The organism is Flavobacterium sufflavum (genome assembly GCF_004016525.1).
Taxonomy (GTDB): Bacteria; Bacteroidota; Bacteroidia; order Flavobacteriales; family Flavobacteriaceae; genus Flavobacterium; species Flavobacterium sufflavum.
Genome location: NZ_SACJ01000015.1, coordinates 50,890 through 73,580 on the forward strand (window position 1 = coordinate 50,890; position 22,691 = coordinate 73,580).

At 33.7% G+C, this 22,691-nt stretch carries 19 protein-coding genes and 1 other RNA gene; 9 read left to right on the forward strand and 11 right to left on the reverse strand.

The window, feature by feature from the left end; genetic code table 11:
• Positions 1–7 precede the first annotated feature (7 nt).
• Positions 8–874, forward strand: a complete 867-nt coding sequence (gene ypfJ / locus EOD40_RS16740) for a KPN_02809 family neutral zinc metallopeptidase (protein WP_128197505.1) — start codon at positions 8–10, stop codon at positions 872–874.
• Between the two features lie 462 nt (positions 875–1,336).
• Here the strand turns inward: ypfJ and EOD40_RS16745 are convergent, their stop codons facing one another.
• Positions 1,337–2,662: an ammonium transporter gene (locus EOD40_RS16745; RefSeq protein WP_128197507.1), complete on the reverse strand. Its 1,326-nt coding sequence runs from the start codon at positions 2,660–2,662 to the stop codon at positions 1,337–1,339.
• 606 nt (positions 2,663–3,268) lie between these two features.
• On the opposite strand from EOD40_RS16745, the gene EOD40_RS16750 reads away from it, so the two are divergent.
• On the forward strand, positions 3,269–4,804 hold the full coding sequence (locus tag EOD40_RS16750) for a YifB family Mg chelatase-like AAA ATPase (protein WP_128197509.1): 1,536 nt from the start codon (positions 3,269–3,271) through the stop codon (positions 4,802–4,804).
• 292 nt (positions 4,805–5,096) lie between these two features.
• Here the strand turns inward: EOD40_RS16750 and EOD40_RS16755 are convergent, their stop codons facing one another.
• Genes EOD40_RS16755 through EOD40_RS16765 form a run of 3 tightly spaced genes read right to left on the reverse strand, consistent with a single transcriptional unit; the run spans position 5,097 to position 9,753 of the window.
• Positions 5,097–7,139 (reverse strand): protein-disulfide reductase DsbD family protein, encoded by a 2,043-nt coding sequence (locus EOD40_RS16755; RefSeq protein WP_128197511.1) that lies wholly within the window; start codon positions 7,137–7,139, stop codon positions 5,097–5,099.
• Complete coding sequence (gene tilS, locus EOD40_RS16760; protein ID WP_128197512.1) at positions 7,139–8,449, reverse strand: tRNA lysidine(34) synthetase TilS; 1,311 nt, start codon at positions 8,447–8,449, stop codon at positions 7,139–7,141. The genes EOD40_RS16755 and tilS overlap by 1 nt, the downstream gene beginning before the upstream one ends.
• Positions 8,450–8,466: 17 nt before the next feature.
• Positions 8,467–9,753 (reverse strand): anthranilate synthase component I family protein, encoded by a 1,287-nt coding sequence (locus EOD40_RS16765; protein ID WP_128197514.1) that lies wholly within the window; start codon positions 9,751–9,753, stop codon positions 8,467–8,469.
• A gap of 194 nt (positions 9,754–9,947) precedes the next feature.
• On the opposite strand from EOD40_RS16765, the gene EOD40_RS16770 reads away from it, so the two are divergent.
• Positions 9,948–10,838 (forward strand): DUF4349 domain-containing protein, encoded by an 891-nt coding sequence (locus EOD40_RS16770; protein ID WP_128197516.1) that lies wholly within the window; start codon positions 9,948–9,950, stop codon positions 10,836–10,838.
• 350 nt (positions 10,839–11,188) lie between these two features.
• On the forward strand, positions 11,189–11,569 hold the full coding sequence (locus EOD40_RS16775) for a DoxX family membrane protein (RefSeq protein ID WP_128197518.1): 381 nt from the start codon (positions 11,189–11,191) through the stop codon (positions 11,567–11,569).
• 68 nt (positions 11,570–11,637) lie between these two features.
• Here the strand turns inward: EOD40_RS16775 and lpdA are convergent, their stop codons facing one another.
• The gene (lpdA, locus tag EOD40_RS16780; protein ID WP_128197520.1) at positions 11,638–13,041 is read right to left on the reverse strand and encodes a dihydrolipoyl dehydrogenase; all 1,404 of its coding nucleotides are present in this window, start codon (positions 13,039–13,041) and stop codon (positions 11,638–11,640) included.
• A 324-nt stretch (positions 13,042–13,365) separates the two neighbouring features.
• A complete protein-coding gene (locus EOD40_RS16785; RefSeq protein WP_128197521.1) occupies positions 13,366–14,568 on the reverse strand; it encodes an NAD(P)-dependent oxidoreductase in 1,203 nt (400 codons plus the stop codon).
• Positions 14,569–14,803: 235 nt separating this feature from the next.
• Between EOD40_RS16785 and EOD40_RS16790 the strand changes: the two genes are divergently transcribed.
• The 5 genes from EOD40_RS16790 (at position 14,804) to EOD40_RS16810 (ending at position 18,361) form a co-directional block, all read left to right on the forward strand.
• Positions 14,804–16,021 carry a serine hydrolase domain-containing protein gene (locus tag EOD40_RS16790; RefSeq protein WP_128197523.1) on the forward strand — a complete coding sequence of 406 codons (1,218 nt, stop codon included), beginning with the start codon at positions 14,804–14,806 and terminating at the stop codon, positions 16,019–16,021.
• Positions 16,022–16,114: 93 nt separating this feature from the next.
• Positions 16,115–16,512: a transfer-messenger RNA gene (gene ssrA, locus EOD40_RS16795) on the forward strand.
• A gap of 403 nt (positions 16,513–16,915) precedes the next feature.
• Positions 16,916–17,125 carry a type II toxin-antitoxin system Y4mF family antitoxin gene (locus EOD40_RS16800; protein WP_128197525.1) on the forward strand — a complete coding sequence of 70 codons (210 nt, stop codon included), beginning with the start codon at positions 16,916–16,918 and terminating at the stop codon, positions 17,123–17,125.
• 2 nt (positions 17,126–17,127) lie between these two features.
• Positions 17,128–17,442 carry a HipA N-terminal domain-containing protein gene (locus EOD40_RS16805; RefSeq protein WP_128197527.1) on the forward strand — a complete coding sequence of 105 codons (315 nt, stop codon included), beginning with the start codon at positions 17,128–17,130 and terminating at the stop codon, positions 17,440–17,442.
• Positions 17,435–18,361: a HipA domain-containing protein gene (locus EOD40_RS16810; protein ID WP_128197528.1), complete on the forward strand. Its 927-nt coding sequence runs from the start codon at positions 17,435–17,437 to the stop codon at positions 18,359–18,361. The genes EOD40_RS16805 and EOD40_RS16810 overlap by 8 nt, the downstream gene beginning before the upstream one ends.
• 262 nt (positions 18,362–18,623) lie before the next feature.
• Here the strand turns inward: EOD40_RS16810 and EOD40_RS16815 are convergent, their stop codons facing one another.
• From EOD40_RS16815 to EOD40_RS16835, 5 genes are all read right to left on the reverse strand, one after another.
• Positions 18,624–19,199: a DUF4833 domain-containing protein gene (locus EOD40_RS16815; RefSeq protein ID WP_128197530.1), complete on the reverse strand. Its 576-nt coding sequence runs from the start codon at positions 19,197–19,199 to the stop codon at positions 18,624–18,626.
• An 18-nt stretch (positions 19,200–19,217) separates the two neighbouring features.
• A complete protein-coding gene (locus EOD40_RS16820; protein ID WP_128197531.1) occupies positions 19,218–19,649 on the reverse strand; it encodes a GtrA family protein in 432 nt (143 codons plus the stop codon).
• A 1-nt stretch (position 19,650) separates the two neighbouring features.
• Complete coding sequence (locus EOD40_RS16825; protein ID WP_128197533.1) at positions 19,651–20,337, reverse strand: CDP-alcohol phosphatidyltransferase family protein; 687 nt, start codon at positions 20,335–20,337, stop codon at positions 19,651–19,653.
• A 127-nt stretch (positions 20,338–20,464) separates the two neighbouring features.
• On the reverse strand, positions 20,465–21,271 hold the full coding sequence (locus EOD40_RS16830) for a phytanoyl-CoA dioxygenase family protein (protein WP_128197535.1): 807 nt from the start codon (positions 21,269–21,271) through the stop codon (positions 20,465–20,467).
• Positions 21,272–21,496: 225 nt separating this feature from the next.
• Positions 21,497–22,285 carry an SDR family NAD(P)-dependent oxidoreductase gene (locus tag EOD40_RS16835; RefSeq protein WP_128197537.1) on the reverse strand — a complete coding sequence of 263 codons (789 nt, stop codon included), beginning with the start codon at positions 22,283–22,285 and terminating at the stop codon, positions 21,497–21,499.
• Positions 22,286–22,691 lie beyond the last annotated feature (406 nt).

Below are 22,691 nucleotides of genomic sequence, written 5' to 3' on the forward strand. Positions count from 1 at the left end.
CAATACTATGAAATGGATTGGTAGAAGACAAAGTGGCAATGTTGAAGACCGCAGAGGAATGTCCTCTGGAGGAAAAACAGTTATTGGCGGTGGAGTCCTTGCGATTATCATTTTATTAATAAAAGTTTTTGGAGGTGATAATGCCCAAATGATTACTCCTGTGCTGGAACAATTAAATCAAGGACAAAACCAACAACCAACTGAACAAAGAGATTTAACTAAAAAAGAACTCGAAGAACAAGCCTTTGTAAAAACGATACTTGCTGACAATGAAGATGTATGGTCTAAAATTTTTGAAGAAAATAATTTGGAATACAAAAAGCCAAATGTGGTTTTGTTTAGTGGAGAAGTTCAAACAGGCTGCGGCAATGCTTCTTCCGATTCCGGTCCTTTTTATTGTCCCGCCGACCAAAAAGTCTATATGGATTTGACTTTTTTTGAAGAACTAAAAACCCGATTTGGAGCACAAGGAGGTGATTTTGCCACTGCTTATGTAATTGCTCACGAAATAGGTCATCATGTACAGACCTTATTAGGAACTTCGGATAAAATGAGACAAATGCAACGAGGCAAAACTAAGGCTGAAGCCAATAAATTATCGGTTGCCTTAGAACTACAGGCTGATTTTTATGCCGGAGTTTGGACGCATTACAACCAGCAAATGAACAATATGCTGGAAGAAGGTGATATTGACGAAGCGCTAAGCGCTGCCCATGCTGTAGGAGACGATGCAATTCAAGCTAAAATGCAAGGTCATATTGTTCCTGAATCTTTCACACATGGAACCTCTAAACAACGTAAATATTGGTTTATGAAAGGTTATGAATCAGGAGATATTAAACAAGGAAATACTTTTGAAGAACTAGGTTTCTAAACAAAACTACTTATTATAAACAAAAAAACAGGGATTGCTGATAATAGCAATCCCTGTTTTTTTTATGTGCTGTCCCGTCCTGAAATAACGATACACAAAAAACATCGTATGGAAGAAACCTCTAATTATCTAAAGCATACTCAACTGTCCTTAGCTTCCGCAGTCGAGTGTCAAATGTTTGAAGAATATGTAAAAAGAAAAGCTGTTTGAGCGTAGCGAGTTTCTTTTCTTTTAGACTCGAACCGAAGGCGAATAGAGCGAAGCTAATTCGAAAACTAATTTGACCGACGAGGAAGTGTAAGACTTGATTTTTTTGTTTCTTTTTTGATCAAGCAAAAAAGAAAATTGGTAAATCTAATTCTTTACTTTTTATAAAAATTTCATTGCTAGGCTTATAAAATCAAAAAAAGCTTAGTTAAACAAGTTAACTAAGCTTTTCTATTATTTAGACTGAAATATTGATTACAAGTACTCTCCGTGTTGAGAAATATCCAATCCTAATTCTTCTTTGTCTTCACTAACTCTTAAAGGAGTAATTTTATTAACAATGAAAAATAATAAATAAGAAACAGTGAATGCAAAAATAGAAACTACAATAAGTGCTTTTAATTGAGTTAAAAATAAAGTAGCGTCTCCAAAGATTAAACCTTCATTGTCACCAACAATTGGATTTACAGATTTTGAAGCAAAAACACCAGTTAACAACATACCTACCATACCTCCAACTCCGTGACAAGCAAATACATCTAAAGCATCATCAATTTTACCTTTAGGGAATTTAGACACCATATAATTACTTACAAAACTAGCGATAAGACCAATTGCAATTGCATGAGGAATACTAACAAATCCAGCAGCAGGTGTAATAGCTACTAAACCTACTACAGCACCAATACAAGCACCCATTGCAGAAAGTTTGTGTCCAAGAATTTTATCAAGGAAAACCCATCCCATTGCAGCAGCAGCAGCAGCAACTGTTGTAGTTCCTAAAGCTTGTGCAGCTAAACTACCCGCTCCAACAGCAGATCCCGCATTGAAACCAAACCATCCAAACCAAAGTAAACCAGTACCTAATAATACATAAGTAATACGGGCAGGTGAAACTTGTTGTATTTTTCTTTTTCCTAAGAACATAGCTCCAGCTAAAGCAGCCCATCCGGCACTCATGTGTACTACTGTACCTCCGGCAAAATCTAATACTCCCATTTTAAAGAACATTCCATCAGGATGCCAAGTCATGTGACATAATGGAGCGTAAATAAATATTATGAATAAAACCATAAAAAGAAGATATGCCCAAAAACGAACACGTTCAGCAAAAGCTCCGGTAATTAACGCAGGAGTGATGATTGCAAATTTTGCCTGAAATAAAGCAAATAAAATGAAAGGAATAGTTGGAGCCAATTCCCATGCTGTATTAGCGCTTACTCCTTGAAAGAATAAGTTAGTAGACGGATCTCCAATTAAACCATTGATTGAAGGACCAAAACATAATCCAAATCCAATAACAACCCATAAAACAGTTACTATAATCATGGCAATAAAACTTTGTAGTACCGTGCTAATAACGTTTTTCTTACCAACCATACCTCCGTAAAAGAAACCTAATCCCGGAGTCATTAATAATACAAATGCAGTAGCTACGATCATCCAGGCTGTATCTCCTGTATCTATTTTTAATTTCACAACATGGGCACCAAGTGTTGCCGAATCAGGAAAAAGATTCATTGAAAAAATAGATAATACTAGAATTGCGATTAGAATCACACTTAAAATAATTTTTCTCATTGTTATTTGGTTTAAAATTTTATCAAAAATATAAAATCATTAACACCCCCCCTAAAAAACACCAACAAATGTTCAAACTTTTACCATTAATTCAATTTACCCCCTAAAAATTTACGGGTACTAACCTCAAAATATGCAAAAAATAACGATTTGTTAAATTCAAACACTGCGTTTTTTTGAATTTTTATCAAAAACTTAAATTTCAACAGCTTTTTATTAAAGTGAATTCTTACTGTATTTTATTTTTCGCAATAGAAAAACCATTTAACCAATTATTTTATCGATATAATCCAAATTTCAAGAAAAAAGCTCATCAAATATTTAATAAAAACACCTAAACAAAAAGCAAGACTATTTAACAAACCATTTAAATTATAACATATCAAGAACTTAGGTACTAAAATTAGTAATAAAAATTATTATTTGCATCATATTATTCTCCTTTTCGATAAAAAAATTAGTAGTATTTCTTTTAAAATCAGTAATTAATGTTAAAAATTAATGTTCGATTTAACAATCTTAAAATCTATTTATTTTTTATTAAAAGTTCGAACCAAACTAATCTTGTATTTCAAAATTCATTATTTTTAATAAAAAATATCCTATATGCTAGTAAAAGTCTATGGAAGTGCCGTTTTTGGAGTAGAAGCAACTACAATTACAGTGGAAGTCAACATTGACAAAGGGGTCGGCTATCATTTAGTAGGACTTCCTGATAATGCCATAAAAGAAAGTAGTTATCGGATTGCAGCTGCTTTAAAAAACAATGGTTATATGTTACCCGGCAAAAAAATAACCATCAACATGGCTCCCGCCGATTTACGCAAAGAAGGTTCCGCTTATGACCTTACCCTAACTTTAGGTATTCTAGTTGCCTCAGGACAAATTAAAGGAGAGGAAATTGACCAATACATCATCATGGGAGAATTATCTCTTGATGGAAGCCTCCAGCCCATTCGCGGTGCTTTGCCCATTGCGATTAAGGCTAAAGAAGAAGGTTTTAAAGGGTTCTTTCTTCCAAAACAAAACGTAAAAGAAGCTGCCATAGTAAAAGGACTCGATGTGTATGGAATTGAAAACGTACAGGAAATAATTGATTTCTTTGAAGGAAAAGGAAATCTGGAACCAACAAAAATCGACACTCGCGCCGAATTCTATAAAGATTTGGATTTTCCCGAATTTGATTTTTCCGATGTTAAAGGTCAGGACAGCATTAAAAGATGCATGGAAATTGCCGCGGCTGGCGGACACAATATAATTTTAATTGGTCCTCCGGGTGCAGGAAAAACAATGCTCGCCAAGCGATTACCAAGTATTCTCCCGCCAATGACCTTACATGAAGCCTTAGAAACCACTAAAATTCATAGTGTAGCCGGAAAATTAAAAGAAGTAGGATTAATGAATCAACGGCCGTTCCGTTCACCACACCATACAATTTCGAATGTGGCATTAGTTGGAGGCGGTAGTTATCCACAACCAGGCGAAATATCTATGGCACACAATGGCGTTCTATTTTTAGACGAATTACCCGAATTCAAACGAGATGTTTTAGAAGTGATGCGTCAACCACTGGAAGATAGAGAAGTAACTATTTCAAGAGCCAAATTCACGGTTACCTATCCTTCTTCTTTTATGTTGGTAGCGAGCATGAACCCAAGTCCAAGTGGATTTTTTAATGATCCAAGTACTGCGCAAACCGCTTCTCCTTATGAAATGCAACGCTATTTAAGTAAAATTTCAGGTCCTTTATTAGACAGAATTGACATTCATATTGAAGTTACTCCTGTTCCTTTCGAAAAATTATCCGACAATCAAAAAACGGAAAACAGTATGACGATTCGAAAAAGAGTAACCGCAGCGCGCGAAATTCAATCGACTCGATTTGAAAAAATGGACAATATTCATTACAATGCACAAATGAGCACCAAACACATCCGGGAATATTGTGTTCTGGACGAAGATTCAAAATCATTATTGAAAAATGCTATGGAACGATTGAATCTTTCGGCCCGGGCCTACGACCGAATTTTAAAAGTAGCACGCACCATCGCTGATTTAGAAGCTTCCGAAGATGTAATTTCTAATCACATTGCCGAAGCCATTCAATACAGAAGTTTGGATCGTGATGGGTGGTTGGGGTAGTTTCAAACCAAATCGTAATTTTTCACTGGATCCAAACGTCCTTAGCTTCCGCAGTCGAGAGTCAAATGTTTGAAGAATACGTAAAAAGAAAATCTGTTTGAGCGTAGCGAGTTATTTTCTTTTAGTATTCGAAAACTAATTTGACCGACGAGAAAGCGTAAGACTTGATTTTTTTGTTTCTTTTTTGATCAAGCAAAAAAGAAAATTATTAAGCCATAATTTCTGATTTTGAACAAAAAACAACTTTGATTAGTTTATTTTTTTACAACGAAACAATTACAGTCTACAACTTTTATTTAAACTTCGCAATTCCAGCTTTTAACCAATTATAATACTCTTCAACTCCTACATAACTAATTGTTGGCTGCTCATTATTTAAACTATTGCCCTCTAAATCTGTTAACACATATAAAGGCTGCGTATTGGTTTTGTATTTAGATATCATAAAATCAGTCCACTTATCCCCTATGGTTTCAATTTCAGCACCCGTTGTTGGAGAAATAAACTGTTGTAATTTTGGTAATTCCCTTTTATCATCCACATAAAGCGAAATCAAAACGATTTGATCTTTCAAAATAGACAATACCTTAGGATCTGACCAAACGTTATTTTCCATTTTGCGACAATTTACACAAGCATAGCCTGTAAAATCAAGCATTATGGGTTTATTTACTTTTTTGGCGTAAGCCAAACCATTTTGATAATTATCAAAAACTACCAAACCATGAGGCCCTATTTTTGCACCTTCCGGTAAATCAATTTTAGACTCTCTTTTCCCAGCAACATTTAATCCCATTGGACTTTCACTGTATTCCATCGGTGGCGGAAAAGCATTGATTATTTTCAAAGGTGCTCCCCAAAGTCCCGGAATTAAATAAATAGTAAAGGTCAAAGCCAATAATCCCATTAATAATCTTCCAACAGAAATACTTGACGTTGGACTATCATGCGGCAACGTTATTTTTCCAAATAAGTAGAATGCCAAAGCTCCGAAAACAGCAATCCAAATAGCGATGAAAACTTCTCTTTCTAATATATGCAACTGCAAAACCAAATCGGCATTCGATAAAAATTTAAAGGCTAAAGCCAATTCTAAGAATCCTAAAACTACTTTTACAGTATTCAACCAGCCTCCTGATTTTGGTAAAGATTGCAACCAACCTGGGAAAAAAGCAAATAACATAAAAGGCAAGGCCAATGCCAAAGAAAAACCAAACATCCCAACAATTGGTGCCAAACCACCATTAGAAGCAGCTTCAACTAACAAACTTCCTACGATAGGTCCTGTGCAAGAAAACGAAACAATAGCCAAGGCCAATGCCATAAACACAATTCCCAATATTCCACCTCTATCAGCCTGATTATCTACTTTATTTGCCCAGGAATTAGGCAATACAATTTCGAAAGCACCTAAAAAAGAAATCGCAAAAATGACCAATAAAACAAAAAATGCCAGATTAAACCAAACATTAGTCGACAAAGCATTCAATGCGTCAGCACCAAAAACAGCCGTAACAATCGAACCTAACAGAACATAAATAACAATAATCGAAATTCCGTAAACAACAGCATTTCGTATTCCTCTGGCACGTGTTTTACTCTGTTTGGTAAAAAAACTAACCGTCATTGGAATCATAGGAAAAACACATGGTGTCAGCAAAGCGGTAAACCCAAACAAGAAAGCAACAAAAAAGATAGACCAAACACTTCTTGGAGCAGTTTCGGGAGTCTTTGGCAAAGCTGCTTTTTCAGGAGCAATCACAATATCGCTTGCACCAAGACTGGGAGTTAACGTATCTGTTTTTGTACTATCAGTAAGCTTTGTATTTTGAACTGATTCATTCAGAAGATTCTCTTTTTGATTTGAAGTAACGGCAGCAATTGCAGAAGCAGGAATTTGTAATGTAAATTTCTTAGACTGATTAATACACACTTCTTTACAGGCTTGGTAGTTAAGTTCTACTTCAACCTTACTTAGCTTTAGATTTATAAGTTTAATCTCTTGCTGTATCTGTGCTTTCCCTTCAAAAAAGGTTTCGTTTACCTCAAAAATATCATTGTAAGCCGTCTTAGTTTTACTTTCTTTGGCTTTGCCAATTAAACTATAATTTCCTGACTGATTTTTAAAAACAAGCTGCATTGGCAACGGACCTCCATCTGGAGTAAACTGAGAATACATGTGCCACTCTTTTTCAATCACCGCGTTAAAAGTCAGTACAAAAATACCTTCTGACTTTTGTTCTATCTTGGTTGTCCATTTAACAGGATCTAAAATTTGAGATTTTACATTGGTGAAAACCAAAAAAGCGGTAAGGATAAATAATAGTTTCTTCATTATTGCAATGCTATTTTTAATATGTTTTTTGTGGAATTATCGATTCTAAATCGTTCATCTTGTCGAATGCCAACCACCCAGACAATTTGATCTGCCGACCATAAAACCCAACAATTTTCTTTTTCTAATAAAGATAATTTTTCGTCTTTAAAAAGCTTACTTAACTTTTTAGACTTCCCATTCATCCCAAAAGGTTGAAAAGAATCGCCTTCTTTCCATTTTTTTAATATCAAAGGATAGGCCAATTTATCTTCGTCAACAAATATAATTGAATTTGAAGCATCTGAAATGTCGGCTGCTTCGCAAAAAGTAAGATTTAAGGGAATATTAACAGCCGGAGTATTTTTTTCAATAAAATACACCTCATCATCAACTTCCTGAAAAATCGGACTCAAAATCAACACCTTTCGATCTTTCAACAATCGATAATCAGCGGAGAAAACCTGCTTGCCCGATTGACTTTCCACTAAACCATAAACATCGTCCCAGGCCGTAAAACCAAATTCATGCAACCATTGGTACAAATACGATTTATAATTGGGCAATCTTAGCAATTGATTCAAGTCAAAAATAATCGTTTCACCTTCTTCCCTCACCACTTGCTGGTACACCATAACAGCAGCATCTTCAACCAATTCCTGAGATTCGTTTAGATACGATTGTGTTTTCTGAAAGGATTCCATAAACTGCGGATTCAATTCTTTCAACAAAGGAACCAGATGATGCCTGATTTTATTGCGTAAATATTTATCCGAAGCATTGCTGCTATCCTCCCGCCACTGAATACTGTTTTCCTTGGCATATTCAACAATTTCTTCCCTTGTAAAAGACAAAAGCGGACGTACAACTTTATCATTTTGAGCCGGAATACCAACCAATCCTTCCAAACCAGTCCCTCGACTCAGGTTAATTAAAAAAGTTTCAATATTATCATCGGCATGATGTGCTGTTAAAATGTAATCGTAATTCTCTGTTTCTAAAAGTTCATAAAACCAATTGTAGCGCAATTCACGAGCCGCAATTTGGGTCGAAAGCTTGTAATCATTTGCAAAAGCTTCGGTATCAAACTGGGTCAAAAAAAACGGAATTCCATTAGCATTAGCGTATTCCTGAACAAAATTCTGATCACCAAAACTTTCCAATCCACGCAATTGAAAGTTACAGTGTGCCAAAACAATAGAATACTTTAATTCACTAAATAAATGAGCTAAAACCATACTGTCAATTCCGCCACTTGTAGCCAGAAGCAATTTGCTGTTTTCCAGAAAAGGAAAGTTTTGATCGATATGTTTTTTGAACTTATTAAGCATAAACTAAAAATTAGAATTTATTTTAAAACTTCAAACATTGCCTTGGCTTTCAATAAACATTCTTCGTATTCTTTTTCAGGAACCGATAGCGAAGTGATAGCACTTCCTACCGAAAAAGACAAATATTGATTTTGCTGATTGTACAAAATACTTCGAATAACAACATTAAAATCAAAATCACCTTCAGGAGTAAAATACCCCACGGCACCGCTATACAAACCTCTTTTGGTTTCTTCGAGTTCTTCAATAATTTTCATTACCGAAATCTTAGGCGCACCCGTCATACTTCCCATAGGAAAAGTATATTTTAAAGCATCAACCACAGTGTATTGCGGATCTAGTTTTGAAGTGATAGTTGAAATCATTTGATGCACTTGTAAAAAGGAATAAATCCCACACAATTCTGTTACCTGAACCGAACCTTTTTGAGCCGTATGCGATAAATCATTCCGAACCAAATCGGTTATCATAATATTTTCGGCACGTTCTTTAGCGTCGGCAGCTAATTTATTTTTCGATTCTTCATCTTCAATTGGGTCTAGAAATCGTTTGGCCGTTCCTTTTATAGGCTGAGAAATGAGCAACTCCCCTTCTTTTTTTAAATAGCGTTCTGGCGATGCCGACAATAAAAATTGCTTGTAATTCTTAAAAAAAACGGCAAAAGGCGGTTTCGAAATTTCATTCAGCTTTAAAAAAGTCTCCAGAGGATCTATCAGAGCATTTTCGGCATAGAATTCCATGCAAAAATTAGCCTCATACAAATCTCCATGATGAATGTGTTCCAGCATTTTTGACACTTTCTCCTGATAAGCTTCTGCTGAAATTCGTTGTTGAATTTGCACATTGGTTTCCAAAATTTCAAAATCGGTTACAATGGATTTTATTTCTTCCCAATCGGCTTCAAATTCATCATCACAGAAATTCAAATAGCGAATTTCGATTTCGTTTCCTTTGGCTAAAAAAAGCTTTTTAGGCTGAAAGAAAAACAAATCAGGAAATTCCAATCCATCAAAATTATTAGATACCAAAGCCTCGGTATCATTTTTTAAATCATAAGACAAATAACCAAAAATCCAATCCTGTATGGATTGCTGGTATTGTTTTAAATCTTCAAAAGCATTAAAATAATCGGTTTTTATCGAAGTAAAAGCATCAACAGCCAGAATCCAATCGTAACTGGAATACTCTTGTTGGTATTGGTTACCATCCATAAAAGCTACTTCTCGAAATTGTTGTGACCACAATAAAAGCTGCTTTTTGATATCGACCAGATGCGTTATGTCTTGTTTAAAGGATGTTCTCAAAGTAAAATTTTAAAAGGTAAAATTACAATAAAAAAAATAGCTTCTCTAGTAGAAATTTCACAAAACCAGCTCATAGTTAAATAAATATTAAAAAAGATTTTTCTTACCAAAACCTCTTATATTTGATATGGAATTCAGGCCTGAAATTTCGAGAACAATCAATCAAAAAATCATCCATTCTAAAAGAAAGAACTATGAACAAAATTGTAAAAAGTAGCTTCCTGCTATTTACTTTTACGACATTATTAGTTAGCTGTAAAAAAAGTGAGGCACCAGAAGAACAAGTAACAAATGATATTGCAACAGAAGCAGCTGTTTCTTCTTCTGCCGCAGTAGAAAAAAAAGACAGTACTCGGAAATTCGTGCGTAAAGCCGACTTAAAATTCAAAGTGAAAAATGTTACCCAAACTACCTACGCTATTGAAAACATCACCAATAAATTTGATGGATTTGTTACTTACACCAACTTACAAAGTAATATTATCGATCAATTTGAAACAAAAATAAGCCAAGACAGTACGCTGGAATCCATTCGATACAATATAGAAAACAACATCACTATTCGAGTACCTAACAAACGTTTAGATACGATTATAAAATGCATCGCTAAACAAATAGATTTTCTAAATTATCGCGTCATAAAAGCGGATGATGTTTCACTAAAAATGCTTTCGAACCAACTCGCACAAGAAAGAAGCGCTAACAAAGAAAAAAGAGTCGAAAAAGCGATTGATACCAAAGGCAAAAAAATTAACGACGTTATGGATGCTGAAAATAATTTGGCAAACCAAAAAGAACAAAAAGACGCAGCCAAATTAGAAAACCTGTCTATGCAGGATCAAGTTAATTTTAGTACGCTGACCATCCAAATCTACCAACGCGAATCGATAAAACAAGAAATGATTGCCAATACCAAAGATTACAATCATTACAAACCCAACATTGGAATACGCCTACTCGATTCTCTAAAAACAGGTTGGAATGTTTTACTTGATATTATTGTATTTGTATTTCAAATTTGGTGGTTACTATTAATAGGCTTTGGTGGATTCTTTCTTTATAAAAAGTATTATAAAACAGAATAGCTTACAACTATAATCTCCCCTTCTAAACTAATACTTATAATCCAATTTAGATAAGAAAATAAAGGCTAAAACAACCTAATTTCACTCCATTTGCTATAACAACCGATTAATTGACTATTAAATTAACAATTTATCAAATAATAATTATCCTATATCAGAAAAATCAGTTCTTTTTTTTGTAAATTTACTATAAGATACAAAAACATACAGCGATTATTAAGCGTTGTATAGTTTAAAAAATAATTGTTTTTCTGATTTAGACGGTTATCTAGAGGGAGTTTTTACTACGAATGAAAGTGCTGAACCGCAACAGAATTTTGTGATTTGTTAACCAATAAAACCTATATATCATGAAAATCGCGACTCTAATTATTCGTACTTTAATGGGAGCTATATTCCTTTGTACTTCTATAAGCTATTTTGTTCTCTCAAATCCGGAACCCGTTTCAACAGGTGATTTCAAAGCATTTCAAGTAGGACTTATTGCTTCAACTTATTTGATGCCATTAGCTAAAACAGTGGAATTTTTATGTGGTTTATCCTTTGTGTCAGGAAAATTCACCACCTTGGCCAATATTATCATTTTCCCTGTAATTATCAATATTCTATTAATCAATTATTTTTTAAACCCACACGACCTACCTATAGCTATTGCTGTTTTTGCAGGCAACGTATTTTTAATTTATAGCCACTGGCATAATTATGAAGGATTATTTAAAATGAATGGTTAAAAACAAAGCACAAAAAACCCGTTTCAGTTTTGAAACGGGTTTTTTTTATATAAAATGCGAACTGATTTTTAAACGTGTATCGCTCTGTTTTCAGTTGCTGCTAATGCTGCTTCTTTTACCGCTTCCGCAAATGTAGGATGCGCATGAGACATTCTTGAAATATCTTCAGCAGAAGCTTTGTATTCCATTGCTACTACAGCTTCGGCAATTAAATCAGCTGTTCTTGCACCAATCATATGAACACCAAGAACTTCATCCGTTTTAGCATCAGCCAAGATTTTCACAAAACCATCTAAATCAGCACTTGCTCTTGCACGTCCTAAAGCTTTAAATGGGAAACTTCCTGATTTGTAAGCTACTCCAGCCGCTTTCAATTGCTCTTCTGTTTGTCCAACAGCCGCAACTTCTGGCCAGGTATAAACCACTCCAGGAATTAAGTTATAATCAATATGTGGTTTTTGACCCGCTAATATTTCAGCAACCATAGTTCCTTCTTCTTCCGCTTTATGAGCTAACATTGCACCACGTACTACGTCACCAATTGCGTAAATATTAGAAGCCGAAGTTTGTAAATGATCGTTTACTTCAACTTGTCCTCTTTCAGAAATTTTAACTCCTGCATTTTCAGCGTTCAATCCATCTGTGTAAGGACGACGACCAACAGAAACTAATGAATAATCTCCTTCCAAAGTAATTACTTCACCTTTTGCATTTTCTGCTTTCACAGTAACCACATCACCAGCTCTTTCCACTGATTGTACTTTGTGAGAAGTATAGAATTTCATTCCTTGTTTTTTCAAGACTTTTGTCAATTCTTTAGACAAAGCACCATCCATTCCCGGAATAATTCTGTCCATGAATTCTACAACCGAAACCTGAGCACCAAGACGTAAATACACCTGACCTAATTCGATTCCGATAACTCCACCACCAATGATTACAAGGTGTTTTGGCACTTCTTTTAAACTTAAAGCTTCAGTAGAAGTGATGATTCTTTCTTTATCAATTGAGATAAAAGGCAAAGAAGATGGCTTAGAACCTGTTGCTATAATAGTATGTTTAGCTTCGATAGTTTCAGAAGTTCCATCAGCTTTTGCAACAGCAACATGAGTAGCATCAACAAAAGAACCTAAACCATTAAAAACAGTAATATTATTTTTATCCATCAAGTAGTTGATTCCACCAGAAGTTTGATCTACAACCGCCGTTTTACGAGCAATCATTTTTTCTAAATTAACTTTTACCTCTCCAGAAACCTCGATTCCGTGATCTGCAAAATGAGCAATTTCAGCATAATGATGAGAAGAAGACAATAATGCTTTTGAAGGAATACATCCTACATTAAGACAAGTTCCTCCAAGTGTGGAATATTTTTCGATAATAGCTGTTTTGAAGCCTAGTTGCGCACAACGAATCGCTGATACATATCCTCCAGGTCCAGAACCTATAACGACTACGTCAAATGAATTCATAGTATATTGTTTTTATTATTTTTTTTAAAATCTCGAAGAGCAAAAATAGGGAATTAACTTTTGTTTAAAGTTTAAAAAATGAGATATTTTGTTAGGTTTTTATATTCAATTAGACTCTTTTTGACGTTTTAAGTAGATATAAATCATACAACTGTTAAATAAAAAATTTGTCATTCTCCTTGGTTACTCAAAGCTAAATAAATTACAATTGAATTCTCAAAAGCCAAACAACTCTCTCTAAACTTTTCTTATCAAGCACATTAGAAACGAATCAATATCATTTCAATGAATTTTATAGTCAAACAAAATTCCCCATTAAAAAGACTATTTTCCTTCTACATAATCTTGCAGATAACTAAATCTGGAAGTTAACTTTCCTTTTTCGGTAATTTTTGCTCTTTGTAAAATTCCATCTTTATCACCATTAAAAAAAGCTGGAATCACATTTTCAAGAAACATTTCCCCAAAACCTTCGCTGGCATCTTTTGGTAATTCGCAAGGCAAATTATCAACCGCCATCACTACAATAGCAGCAGGATGAAAAACATCTACTTCCTTATTTTCTATTGGCAAATAACCATATAAGGGCTCCTCGATAGTAGAAGAACGCAATGTACAGGCTATTGGTCCATTGATATCACAAGAAATATCGGCAACCACTTTTATTTTGCAGTCTTTAGATTGCAACATTTCCCTAGTCAGAATTTGAGGTGCTTCATTAGCATGAAAATGCGCTGTAATTACAATATCCGATACTTTGGTAAAACGCTCAAAATTGCTTTCATATTCCTGCGGATTCTTGAAAAAGTCGGCTATTTCCAAAACAGCTCCATCTTTTCTTTTATTATATTCTAAAACATCTATTTGAGTGTAAACAGGCTGAGTATAATTCTTAGTCAAATAATTATCCACCGTAACCGACTTTACTTTAATCGCGTCCAATATTTCTTTTACGCCGCTACCTACTTTTCCTGTACCAGTAACTACAAATTTTATAGGAGGCAAAACGATTCTTTTTAAATGACGGATTAATTCCTCTTTTCCCGATAACGTTTCGGCTTTGGGCAATTTAAACAATTCGAATTTTATTCCGAATGCGCGAATACTGCTATAAGCGCCAACCATTCCTGCATAGTATCCAAAACCAATGAGACGATGGTTATTCCCATTCACAATGGTTTCATGATCATAGAAATTAACACTTTTGGCTAATAACCCCTGCAATAAAGCTCTGTTATGCGGTTGCTTTTTTATTGTATGCGAAAAAAAGAAATAAGACTTATCAGGAATTAAATTTTCCACCGGAACTTCTTTCACCCCAAACAACACATCGCAATCGCTAATATCATCAACTACCTCGATCCCTAAATTTTGATATTCCGCATCACTAAACACTCTAACGTCTGAACTTTCAACTTTAACGCTAACTTCAGGATAAAGTGTTTTTAATTTTACTAATTCATTAGGCGAAAACACCACCCTTCTATCGGCTGGGCTTTTTCGTTCTTTTAATATTCCAAATTTCATATTTTGATATTCCTTTAATTTCAAGCGATTAAAACAGTATTTTACTACATAAAAAACAAGAATTTTAATTATTTCTTCGTTGTAGTTTTTAAAACATTACTCCATCGAAATCATTAAAAGCTGAAAGACAAAAACATAGAAAAAACTCTCTTAAAAACTTTCAAAAAAATCTGTTAACGTTAAAAAAAACGAGAAACAAAAGCGTTTGATTCTATATATTTGCCAATATAGCCCAATGAAGATGATTTTTATAAAAAAGACAAATATACTACAATTACTCACGCTTACTTTAGTTTTGGGTTCTTGTAATCTAAAGAATAAAGAAGGAATACTTTCTGACAGCAAATTACCGAAGGATACCCTGCCACACATGGAACCTGCAACTAAGAAGTTACCCCGATTAACAACACAATACATCAACTCTAAAAAAAATGCCATCGAGCATTTTTACAATAGAAACTGGCCTAACAATAGTATGAACGGTAGTTTTCTTGTGGCTCAAAATGGCCAAATTATCTTTGAAAAATACGAAGGTATGGCTAATTTTAGAGACGAAAGACCTATTACTGCTACTACCCCACTGCATTTGGCATCGGTAAGTAAGGTATTAACTGCAACGGCTGTTTTAAAATTAATCGACGCTAAGAAAATTGGTTTAGATCAAAAAGTAAATAGCATTTTACGTACTTTCCCTTTTCCTGAAGTAACCGTTAAAATGCTTTTAAATCACCGCAGCGGAATGCGCAATTATGCTTATTTCACAGATAAAAAAGATGGTGTTTGGGATCGTCATAATATTTTGTCTAACAAAGACATTATAAATTTGATGGCTACAAAAGACATTGGTCTTGAAGCCAGAACCAATACCCGTTTTGCCTATTGCAATACTAATTATGCCGTTTTGGCACTTGTTATCGAAAAAGCAACTGGTCTTAGCTACAAGAAAGCGATGGAACGCATGATTTTTAAACCATTGGGCATGAATCATACTTTTGTTTTTGACTACGAAAAAAATAAGGATACAATAGTTCCTTCTTATAAAGGCAACAAGGTCGAAATAGGCAAAGATTATCTAGATGCCATTTATGGAGACAAAAACATCTATTCGACACCTCGAGATTTATTAAAGTTTGACCTTGCCCGAAATGCACCTGGTTTTTTAAGTCCTAATTTATTAAAACTGGTATATACTCCTTTTAGTAACGAACGTAAAGGCGAAAAGAATTACGGTCTTGGAATAAGAATGATCAATTGGGAAACAGGACAAAATTTCTATTTTCACAACGGATGGTGGCATGGTAACACCTCTTCTTATGTGACATTATTAAAAGAGCATGTCACAATTATTGCCTTATCGAATAAATTTACTACAAAGACTTATCAGGTTAGAAAACTGGCTCCTTTGTTTGGAGATTACCCATTCAAATTGGGCAAAGACGAAAAAGAGGAATAATTTTTGCTTTAACAATAGTATTCGAACACAAATATTAAAACAGAAAATTGTATATTCGCGCACTCAAAAATGTTTGAGGGACATTATAAAACTGGGGTCGACTGGTTTTGACAGCAAGTCGAATTGAACAGTAAGCACGTCGAGCATTGAGACCTTGCTCGTAAATATAAGATCTCGAACTTTTACACGGCGAAAATACTTACGCTTTAGCTGCATAATCCGAATTATAGTACGATTACGCCACGTCCCTACAAGGTAGGGAAGCTGGATTCTCCTTGAAAGCCTTGGTTTGTGGCGTTCAGTTCAGGGGAACCGTAAAAATAAACCTAGATTTCCATGAGCTTCGGGTGGTTTTCGAAAATTAAGAAGATAAGTAGTATGTGGCTGTTTCTGGCCTAGCATCCTATCGAAAATTCAATCAGGAAATAAGCGTGTAGAAAGCTCTTTAGTTGCTTGTTTGGACCCGGGTTCGATTCCCGGCGACTCCACAGAAAGCCTTGTAATCAATTGACTCACAAGGCTTTTTATTTTCAGTTGACAATTCAGTTGACAATGTTTTTATTTTAAATCTACAGTTATTCCTAAAATTAAAACACCCAATAGAAGCAATTTTACGTACCAATCGGTTCTAATTTTTAATTTCAAATTGTCAATTTAAGCTTTTCTATTTGCTTATTAGTTATGATGATACAGAAATAATGATTTCAAATATAAAACACAGTTATTTATTTTTACCGCCTTAACAGTAAATACTAGTTTTTTATTCGAAAAATAATCAATAAATTAGGTTTTATAATTAATTTTACCGCTATAACAGTAAAATAATAAAGTTTTCCCCTTTTTACTCTTTAGATATCATTAAATTACTTATTTTTACTGCTTAAACAGTAAAAAGTGAATAATTTAAACTTAGGTGCTTTAATTAAAGACCATCGAAAAAAAGCCGGACTTACTCAACTTGAGTTAGCCAACTTGGCAGGTGTAGGTAAAACAACTGTTTTTGATATTGAAAAAAATAAAGAAACAGTTCGTTTAAACAATCTATTTGCTGTACTCCGAGTGCTGAATATTAAAATAGAATTCAAAAGTCCTCTAACTAAATAATCATGAGAAGAGCAATCATATTGGTACACGGAAAAAGAGCTGGAATTTTAACAGAAATTGCAGCAAACGACTATCATTTTGAGTATGATGAAAATTATGAAGGTGATGCAGTTTCACTAACGATGCCAATAAGTCAAAAAAAATATCGATACAAATCATTTCCTCCATTTTTTGAAGGTTTATTACCTGAAGGTGTAATGTTAGAAGGATTGTTGCGGATTGTGAAAATTGACAAAAAAGATTATTTCTCTCAACTAATAGCAACAGGAAATGATCTAGTGGGAGCAATAACGGTTAAATTGATGGAAGATGAATAGATGTCCTATCACTTATGAATTATGTGGAACAGATAAGTACAGTAAAAAAGGACTTCGAATGATAGCTCCTAAATTGACTCACTTAAATGATTTACCCTATACCGCAGCTGAACTTCGTCAGGAAGCCGCTAATAGAGCCAAAAAGCTATCTATTCAGGGAGTGCAACCAAAGCTTAGTGCGGCTATATCAATAGTGGATCAAGAATTTAAAATTGTGGATCAATTTGGAACGTACATTATAAAACCACAAAATGACTTATTTCCAGAATTACCAGAAAATGAAGATGTAACTATGCGAATGGCCAAGGTTTTTGGTTTAGAAGTTCCTTTTCATGGGATGGTATATGCTAAGGATGGTAGTTTATCTTATTTCATTAAGCGTTTTGATCGTTACGGCAAAGGAAATAAGTTAGCAACAGAAGATTTTGCTCAATTAACAGGAAATACAAGAGATACAAAATATCGTTTTACGATGGAAAAGCTCATTCCTGTAATTGATGAATTTTGTTCTTTTCCAGCTATTGAAAAAGCAGACTTTTTCAAAAGGATACTTTTTTGTTACGTTACAGGAAACGAGGACATGCATTTGAAAAATTTTTCCTTGATTACCAAAAATAGCAAAACAACGCTTACTCCTGTATATGATTTCTTAAATTCTACCATAGCAATTAAAAATCCTGAAGAAGAAATAGCACTTACTTTAAAAGGAAAGAAAAGTAATTTGAAAGCTTCTGATTTTATAGATTACTATGCAAAAGATAGATTGCAACTCAATGAAAAAATAGTTGAAATAATTTTGCAAGAAATGTGGCAAGCAATTCCAAAATGGAAAGAACTACTTGAAATCTCTTTTCTGTCAGAGGATATGAAAGGAAAGTATTTGAATTTATTGGAAACCAAAACGCAAATATTCAAGTAATCTAGGTTAAAAAAATGCGGTGATTAAGTCGTTTATTTATCGCGTTTTTTATTAACACACTTTTAAGCAGATCCTTTTGCAATGAGATAAGCATTTTTCATAGTTTTGAATTACGTTCAAAACTATGAAAAATGCTTATAAAACATTATTTATAAAAGAAAGTTTTTACAAATAAAAACCAGCTGATTTTACTCTGCCGGTTTGTAAAAGTATTAAATTTGAAAGGTCAACCTTTGGTACATCTAAGTATATAGGCATCTTATTACAATAACATTCTTTCAGTAATTGTTTTATTTGAGGAAGTTTCAATTCCGGTAACTTCAGCATACTTTACATTTGGTAACCAAAAAGAACCTCCTTCAATGCGCACAAATATTTTTTCTACCTGGATTTTTTTCTGATTTACATTTACAAAAACATGATATTTTTGATCTGAATCTATCTTTTTCAAGGTTAAGGGTAACTTTTTATACGATACAAATTGAAGCTCAAACTCCTCATTATTTACCGTTTTACTTTCTATTCCGTATGCAAATTTGCGTTGTACATAACTAAAATCTTTTTTTTCTCCTTTCTCAGCATATCGAATCCAATAGGCTTTTATAGGATTGCTTTTGTTTATTTTTCCATTTTCCTGGTAGTTTATGGCATAAATAGCCGTGTTTGTATTTGGGTCACGCTGAATGTAAAACAGCATATTATCTACATTTTTAGGCGTTGGAAAATGTAATGGCGATGGATTTTTAGATTGCGCCAATAAATTTTGTGAAATTATATTTACTAAGATCGTTGTAAAAATTAGTGATCTTGTAAAATTTTTAAATAGTAATTTATTCATAACTAAATATTTTATAGACTAATTTGATTCGATTACATCTGGTTTTTTGTTTACTCTAAAAACCCAATATTTAATCAATGGATAATTAAATCCATAAGAAACAAACAAGTCTGTGATTAATCTTCCGATTCTATAATCAATTTGAAAGAATTTTTGAAAAATAAGCGTACCAGATGATTTTAAGGAAATACTTCCTAGTACTACCAACGCAAATTTAAAAAGCTGACTATTGATGTGGCTGCTATAATCCGATTGATTTTTAAATACCCAAAATCTATTGATACTGAAATTGATAATAGCCCCAACGGTTCCAGAGATTAGAATAGAAAAGGTAAAATGCAATTTAAATACTTCTGTCAATAGAATCATTAAGCCATAATCGGTAATGCCTCCTAAAAATGCTGCAACTTGTGCTTGTAGAAAAGTGAAAATAGATTTCTTTTTGAACATATCATTCTTGGCTTTTATCTTTTAAATCGCCTAACTTTAAAAGTTTTAAGCTATCTATAATATTGATTATAAATAACACGATAGTGATTAAGCCAGCCAAATAGGTAATTGATCCATGAAATAAAACTTCTAAAATTAAAATTAAAGCAATAATAAATCGAAGTTCTGTTGGACCAACAAATCCAGAATCTATACTGTATTCATTTGTAATTTTGTAGCGCAGCTGACTGATAATAATAGACCAGCCATACAATGCGACAAAAGCAAAGGCTACTATTTGTGTGCCATTTTTAGCATAAATGTAGTAGCCAAAGCCTATAAGTACAATACCAATCCAATCAGCAATAATATCGAGTGCAAAACCATACCAACGGCGTGGAATATTTCTATAATAAGCCAGTCTTCCATCTAACGAATCGCCTAACCAATTTATAGCCAATCCGATAATACCCAAAAGCAAATACCAATTTGTTAAATAAGTACCTAAAAAAAAAGCAAAAAAAACTAATCCCGAACCAAGTGTACCAATTAAAGTAAGTAAGTTTGGCGAAATGAATTTAGGCACTTTTGGAAGCAAAAATACAATCGTTAACTGTTCTGCTCTTTTTAAAATATTAGTTCGCTTACGATCTGAAAATGTCCTTTGTACAATTGCACTATAACCTGCTGTCTGTGTTTCTGTTCCCATTAATAGCCCAATTCTAGTTTTATAATTTTCAACTTTATTTTTCTTCGAATATTTTTAAGAAAATCTGTGGTACTTTTTAGTTTACCTGATCTAACCAGATAACTATATGCGATGATAAACAGCATGATTACTTAACAATTCCAGCAAAACGCTGATAGAAAACCGTTGGACTATTCTCATCTTTAGGAGCATATTTTCCTGCTATAATTGGAATATAAATAACTCTCCTTCTGCTTTCTTCGCCACGAATAGATGATTCTGCAACTCTGTGCCACAAACGGCCATCGTGAACGGTTAAATCTCCAGCTTCTGGAATGATGGAAACTTCCTCCGGATCGGGTTTATTATCTAAAAAGTACTTTTTACGGAAAAGCATTTGATAAATACTTTGCTTGTGAGTACCCGGAATGATTTTAAGCCCGCCGTTTTCGGGTTTTAAAGTACTTAAGTGGATACCCACATTTAGCATCGGATTTAATTTTGCACCATAAAAAATATCTCTTAAACCATCTGTGTGCCAGCCCATTTTAGTAAACTTACTTTCAGGCCCATTGATATAATGATTGAAAACCATTCCATCTTTTTCTTCAGTGCCTAATCTTGCGCCATCGCCTGCCAATGGTAATAAACCATTAAATCTTGGATCAAGCAGAAGACCGCTTAAGGTTTGATGATGTTGATTGATAAAAGCAAAACGTTGTACAATGGAAGAGCCATCTAAATCTTTTCCATATTTAATTGGAACACCGTTTACTTTTTGAAGGTCATTGTCAATCCATTTTTGCTGTACTTGTTTCGAGGCATCAATGATGGATGAAACAGTTTCCGGATTTATAAATTTTTTGAAATGGATAAAGCCATATTCGTTAAAAAAGTCAATTTGCTCAGCAGTTAATTGCTCAGTAAGGGTAAAGGTTTTATAAGAAGATACCATGATAATATATATTTAATAAATGAAATAATAGAGTTTGTAATTTTATCTAAAAGACAGCAACAACAGCAACAACACATTAGCATGTTTGCGTGCATTCGACCTTTAGGAAAATTAAACATATTTCTTTTATTAGACATATTCTATAGAATTAGTAGATATTTATACAAATGTAATATAATTTCTCTTTTGCAAAGAATATTTTTTTTATTTTTTTTTTTGAAAAAATTAAATTTTATAAATCCCAGCTGCAGTTTTTTCGATAAATGCCTTTGGTAATATACGGTTGGCATAAACCGAAATGATATTTGTAAAACCTGGAATAACTTCTGATTTTTTGCTAAACATGGCTTTCACTGCCATTTTTGCAACTTCATCAGGCTGCATATTAAACTTTTCAGCCATTTTGCTAAAAGCATTTAAACCAGCTCTTGCAGCAAAACCAGTATCAACCGGGCCTGGACTAAAACAGCTTACTGAAATTGAAGTTTGGGCAAGTTCGAAACGCAAGGCACGCGTAAACAATAAAACAAAAGCTTTCGTAGCTGAATAAACAGCCAGGGTAGGTACAGCCTGATATGCAGCAGTACTGGATATGTTTAAAATGTAGGCTTGTTTTTCTTGTGAAAGTATGGGTACTAATAAATGGGAAAGTTCAACCACTACATTCATGTTAAGTTGCATCATGCCAAGCTGATCGGTTAGAGAAGACTGACTAAAATCGCCCCACACACCATAACCAGCATTGTTAACTAAAAAGCCAACTGGATAGTTATTCATTTTTATCCAATCTATTACTTTTAGCGATGCTCCATTTGTCGAAAGATCAATCGATAAAATAGCAGCACTGATGCCGTATTTAACCTGAATATCATCAGATAGTGCTTTTAATTCCTCATCACTTCTTGCAACAAGCAATAGTGGATAACCCTGTTTAGCCAATTCATAAGCAATAGATTTTCCAATGCCTTTGCTGGCGCCGGTAATTAAGGCAAACGGTTTAGTTTTTTCGCTCATTTTATTAATTTAATCATCAAATATAAAGATTAATTATATACTAAAACTATAGAGTTACTGTTTTTTATAAAATGCTTTAAAATGAATGAAATTTTGCAACCTTTGAGACTACTCTGTTTTAGTTTTTCAAATCTAAACCAACTGCGATGTAACCAAATATCCATTCACAATTTCAAGAAGGTGATCTCCCTATTCAACAGCACTCCCTATTCTCCAATTCCCTCTTTCTCAAAAACTATTCTTTCGATATCATACCAACTTAGAAACAATTATACATAAAAATGACGATGTTCGATTGTAATCCCTTCCACTCCACAGAAAAGCCTATAAAATCAATATTTACAGGCTTTTTTATCTAAAAAAACTCAATGAAATAAAAGAAAATTGAGTTAGAATCTCCTATTTT